This is a genomic window from Aquiflexum sp. (assembly GCF_977115555.1).
Genome location: NZ_CDSBKL010000270.1, coordinates 1 through 5,786, shown reverse-complemented (window position 1 = coordinate 5,786; position 5,786 = coordinate 1). Strand labels below are relative to the sequence as shown.

At 42.9% G+C, this 5,786-nt stretch carries 4 protein-coding genes; all 4 read right to left on the bottom strand.

Going from position 1 to position 5,786, the window contains the following annotated elements:
* A partial coding sequence (locus ACZFYI_RS14560) for a thioredoxin domain-containing protein (RefSeq protein WP_462524855.1) occupies positions 1 to 673 on the bottom strand: 673 nt, incomplete at its 3' end.
* 386 nt (positions 674 to 1,059) lie between these two features.
* Positions 1,060 to 2,046, bottom strand: coding sequence for a GSCFA domain-containing protein (locus ACZFYI_RS14555; protein ID WP_462524854.1), 987 nt, complete (start codon positions 2,044 to 2,046; stop codon positions 1,060 to 1,062).
* Between the two features lie 256 nt (positions 2,047 to 2,302).
* Entirely contained in the window at positions 2,303 to 2,686 is a 384-nt protein-coding gene (locus tag ACZFYI_RS14550; protein ID WP_462524853.1) for a GxxExxY protein, read from the bottom strand.
* Between the two features lie 264 nt (positions 2,687 to 2,950).
* Positions 2,951 to 5,786: phosphoribosylformylglycinamidine synthase (purL, locus tag ACZFYI_RS14545; protein WP_462524852.1), on the bottom strand; the 2,836-nt coding region annotated here is incomplete at its 5' end.

The window sequence follows — 5,786 nt, the reverse complement described above, 5'->3', positions numbered from 1 at the left end:
TCAAAGGTTCATCATTTTTGAGAACAGCATATTCCAATACAAAAGACCAAATGGCAGGCATCGGGAATTTTGGTTTTCTGTTCATCCCACCCCATTGCGGATCGAACTGATCTTCCAATTTCTTGATGGCGTATGCCAACTCTTCTTTTGATAGCTCAGGTTTTTCGGATTCCAAGCCATATTTCTCCAACTCAGATCTGTTGAGACTCCTTCCAAATCCTTCTGCACTTTCGGTTAGTTGGTCAAAATGCTTTTCATAAGCATCTGCGATATTGCTGAGTAGGCCTTTCCACTGTTTGTTTGGAAAGTAGGTTCCACCGTAAAAAGGCTTCTGGTCCGGCATCAGAAAGACATTGAGCGGCCAACCGCCATTGACGCCCATGACCTGCACCGATTCCATATAAATATTGTCTAGATCAGGACGCTCCTCACGGTCGATTTTGATACAGACAAAGTGGGCATTCATGATCGCTGCTGTGGCATCATCTTCAAAACTTTCCTTTTCCATCACGTGGCACCAATGACAGGCAGAATAACCGATGCTGACTAGGATCGGTTTGTTTTCTGTTTTGGCTTTATTTAAAGCTTCCTCTCCCCAAGGATACCAATCCACAGGATTGTGGGCATGTTGGAGGAGGTAAGGGGATTGGGAGTGGATAAGGCGGTTGGACATTTCGTTGGTTGGCTAAAATTGGTTCTAATAGTTATAATGGTTGTAGTTGTTGAAAATGTTGTCAGGTTGTCATTGTTGTCGGGTTGGATCCATCATTCTGAACGGGGGCTTGAGGAGGTAAGGAATCCCTTCAAATAGGACCCTTCGCTACACTCAGGGTGACGACCTACATATCCAAGTCATTCTGAGTGAAGCGAAGAACCTCATTAAGTTTGTTTCTCTAAGATTATAAACAAAAAAAAAGATCACCTACCCTACCCAAATCCAAACATCCGTCATCCGTCAAAATTCTTAGAATTTACCTCCGGAACTGAAACTGCAAACTGATTACTGGGACTTACTTGTTTAAATCTCGTAATTCGAAATTCGTAGATCGTACTTCAAATTCACTTCCCCCTCGAATGCACCTGTTTTCTCAGCATGTCCATCTCTTTTGAAAAATCAAAATCACGGCTGTATCGTTCCAATTTCTTCTGAAGATTGTCCAAAAACTTGATATGGGCAGGGCTGTCAGGATTGAACGGACGATGGGCAAGGTCTCTTTTGATCCCTTCAAATTCCAAAATCAAAGGGAAAGTCTTTGGATCAACCCATGCAGTCTTAAACCTTTCCCAAATATATTCCTCGGCTTGGGTGCTTGGGTGGATCATGTCTTCTTTGTAGAATCTATAATCCCTCAAATCATCCATCATAATCTCATAGGCAGGGAAATACTTCACAAAATCATAAGTTTCTGTAAGGTCGTGTGCGGCCAAACGCAAGATCGACTTGCTTAACCTGTCCTCAGGAATGCCATCTTTGATATGCCTTACCGGACTCACCGTCAACAATACCTGTACATCGGGATTGATCTGTCTCAGAATATTGAAAAAACCGCTAAAAGCTTTTTGGATTTCATCAGGGTGGAGCAATCTCTTTTCAAATAGATCTGCAGGCTGCTTGTGACAGTTGGCCACAATCTGACCATCATTTCCATATTCATAAATCCAGGCGGTACCAAAAGTAATGAGGATATGGGAAGCATTTTCCAACACTTGCTTGGTTTGCTGTTGCTTCTTGTGGATCAGTCTTTCCAAAGAATCCTGGCTGTACGCAACTACATCCGAATGCATTCCAAAGTGAAGGTATAGACCATCTCTCACCAAAATCATGTCCGTATTGATCGGCATCTCTAGGGCGGCATCCTCCATAACTTGGGCAATGGAGATGGGGTTGAAAAGCGTCCCGAAGGGATTATTGAGAATGGGAAACTTCCGGTCTGCCATTTTCTCACCGATCATGGTAGAAAAACAGGAACCGATGGAAAAGATAGGTTTGTGGTGATTAATCTTACTTTCCCCCTCAGGGATATCAAAAGAAGTAGTCCAAAGCATGGGTTAAAATTAGAAATAAAGCCCGCAAATCCTTAGGGAAAAGACTCAAATTTTTTTCGCCCACAAAGGCACAAAGAAAAAATTACTATATGTTATCATGCTTCTCTAGAAGCTGGATTCAATTCCCGCTAAGTCGCAAAAACGCAAAGAAAGATTAAATATGATTATTACAGACACAACATGTTATCCTGCTTCTCCGGAAGCTGGATTCTATTTTCCCGCCAAGCCGCAGAAACGCAAAGAAAAAATTATTCAATTATTCTTCAAGTCCATTCACTTTCCTGTAAATCCCATCTTTAATCAAGTTTACATTGAAATTGATCAGTAACCCAAGTTTGATATTCTTTAACCTCATATAGGTCAGAATGACTTTATGAAAAACACTTTCAATTTTTTCGCAGGATTTCAATTCGATCAAAAGTTTGTCTTCTAATATTAAATCCGCTCTAAAACCCTTGTCCAAAACAATTTCTTTGTAATAAATTTTTACTTTCTCCTGATGGGTAAATGAAATCCCTCTTTCTATCAATTCGTATGCGAAGGCTTCTTCGTATACACTTTCCAAAAGTCCCGGTCCCAAATGCCTATGAATTTGGAAGGCAATATCTACAGCTTCTTTTGCAAGTTCATTCTCTGACATATTCAAAGTGGTTTAAAATACCACCTAAAATATAAAAAAGACATGCCAAAACTAAATTGACATGTCTTTTTTACTTTCCTACTTTGCGTATTTGCGCCTTTGCAATAATCTTATTGATTATATTTCTTTTCTTTTTCTTAGCGCCTTAGGGCCTTTCCAGGATTCCTATTGCTTGGTTTGTTGTTCTTATTTTCTTTGCGTATTTGCGCCTTTGCGGGATTTCTATTTCTTTTTCTTTGTGCCTTCGTGTCTTCGTGGGAGCTTTCAGTGGCTTCCCACCCACTTAAACGCATTCACAAAAGCCTCTATCCATGGACTGACTTCGTCCTGTGATTTGTCTGAGGGATAATATGGCCAATTCCAGGGTTTAAGCGATCTTTCAATATGCGGCATAATCGCCAAGTGCCTGCCGTCTTCAGACACAATCCCCGCTATGGCATAATCAGATCCATTTGGATTGCCTGGATAGCCTTCATAGCTGTACGTCATGCCGATTTGGTAAGCGTCTTTCGGTTTTGGCAGTTGGAATTTTCCTTCACCGTGTGCTACCCATACACCCAATCTTTTGCCTGAAAGGGATTTGAACATCACAGATTCATTCTCAGGAACATTAACATTGACAAAGATCGATTCGAATTTATTGCTTGCATTGTGCAGCATCTTTGGCTTGACATCATGGTCAGGGGTGACTAGTCCAAGTTCTACCATCAGCTGACAACCGTTGCAGACTCCCAAACTCAAAGTATCTTTTCTTGCATAGAAATTGTCCAAGGCTTGTTTTGCTTTTTCGTTGTACAAAAATGCACCGGCCCAACCTTTGGCAGAACCCAAAACATCAGAGTTGGAAAATCCTCCGACAAATACGATCATCTGCACGTCTTCAAGGTTTTCACGACCGGCAATTAAGTCCGTCATATGTACATCTTTCACATCAAAACCTGCCAACCAAAGTGAATAAGCCATCTCACGGTCACCGTTGACACCCTTTTCACGGATGATGGCGGCACGCTTTCCTGAGGCTTCTTTTCTATATGGATTCAATCCAAATGCATCCAAAGTTCCTCTCCAGTTTTCACCAAACTGATATGTCAATGGTTGTTTTTTATAATTGGTAAACCTTGCCAAAGCCAATTTGTCACCGCTTTGTTTTCTGTCAAGCAGATAGGAAGATTTGAACCAAGTATCGCGCATTTCTACCACATCAAGAGTCAGGTCAGCACCAACCAATTCCACTTTGCCATCCAATGTGACCTCAGCCAAAGAAATATAGCCAATACCATGGTTTTCAAGTACGGCACGGGTTCTTTCAGTATTGGCGACTTGGATCAAAACGCCAGGATTTTCGGCAAACAATGACTTGACAATATCCTTTTCAGCCAGTCTTTCGGTTTTGACTTTCAGACCAACCTGAGTGGAAGGGAAACACATTTCCAACAAAGCAGTAATCATCCCTCCTGAAGAAATATCATGACCGGCAAGAATTTCGCCCTTTTCGATCAGTTTTTGGATTACCATAAATGCCTTCGAAAAATACAGGCTGTCCTTCACATCCGGCGTATCGTTTCCGATGGTATTCAAAATCTGCGCAAAACTGGAACCTCCGAGTTTCGCTGAATCCTTTGAAAAATCAATGTAATAAACCTTGCTGCCGGCGATGGGCTTCAAGTCAGTAGAAACAGTCAATTTGGGCGCTGAACATTCCCCGACTGTAGATATTATTACTGTTCCGGGCGAATAAACCGTCTTGCCTCCGGGATATTTTTGGGTCATGGAAAGGGAATCTTTCCCGGTAGGAACATTGATTCCCAAAGCAATGGAAAATTCCGAAATGGTTTCGACAGCACGGTAAAGCCTGTCATTTTCTCCGGGATTTTTGGCAGGCCACATCCAGTTGGCGCTGAGGGAAACCCCAGCCAAACCGTCTGTAATCGGTGCCCAAACCAAGTTGGTGAGGGATTCTGCGATCGCCAACCTTGATCCTGCTTCAGGATTTGCCAATGCCGCAACAGGTGCATGCCCGATGGAGGTAGCAATTCCTTTTGCTCCTGTAAAGTCCAAAGCCATCACGGCCACATTGTTCAAAGGCAATTGGATTTCACCCGTGGTCTGCTGCTTGGCCACTCTTCCTGTGACAGAACGGTCAACTTTATTGGTCAACCAATCCTTGCAAGCCACCGCTTCCAATTGCAAAACCTGCTCAATATATGTTTTCAGCTCGTTGGCTGAGTATTTTGGTTCTTCGTAAGCCGTCGCTGCAGGAGTATCCTCTAAAATGGTTTTTGGTGAACTTCCAAACATGTAAGCCAAATCCCAATCGACCGGCTTCTCGCCTGTTTCAAAGTTTTCGAACTTGAAATGCATGTCACCCGTCGTTTCACCCACAACATAAAAAGGAGCCCTTTCCCGCTCTGCAATCCGCTGAAGTGTGGCTACATCCTTTTCATGCACCACCATTCCCATTCTTTCCTGGGATTCATTTCCTATGATTTCTTTGGCAGAAAGTGTAGGATCGCCTACAGGCAACTTGTCCAAATGGATCGTGCCTCCGGTACTTTCCACCAATTCAGAAAGACAGTTCAAATGCCCTCCGGCTCCGTGGTCATGGATGGAAATGATCGGATTCTCATTGGATTCGGCCATGGCCCGGATCACATTGGAAACCCGCTTTTGCATCTCCGGATTGGAACGTTGGATGGCGTTCAACTCTATGGCATTGCTGAATTCACCAGTATTTACAGAAGAAACTGCTCCTCCTCCCATCCCGATGCGGTAGTTGTCACCGCCCATGACGATGATTTTGTCTCCCTTGCTCGGTTCGTTTTTCTTGGCGTATTCTTTTCTTGTAAACCCGATTCCTCCCGCCAACATGATGACTTTGTCAAATCCGTGGGATTTGCCGTTTTCCTCATGCTCAAAGGTCAACACAGATCCGCAGATCAAGGGTTGACCGAATTTATTTCCAAAATCTGAAGCTCCGTTGGAAGCTTTTATTAAAATTTCAATAGGCGTTTGATATAACCATTTACGTTCCTGCATTCCTTTTTCCCAAGGCCTCTCTTCATTTAAACGTGAATAAGAGGTCATATAAACCGCTGTTCCT

Coding starts and splice junctions, on each gene's coding strand:
- ACZFYI_RS14550 (WP_462524853.1), bottom strand. CDS start 2,686: ATGTCAGAGAATGAACTTGCAAAAGAAGCTGTAGATATTGCCTTCCAA.
- ACZFYI_RS14555 (WP_462524854.1), bottom strand. CDS start 2,046: ATGCTTTGGACTACTTCTTTTGATATCCCTGAGGGGGAAAGTAAGATT.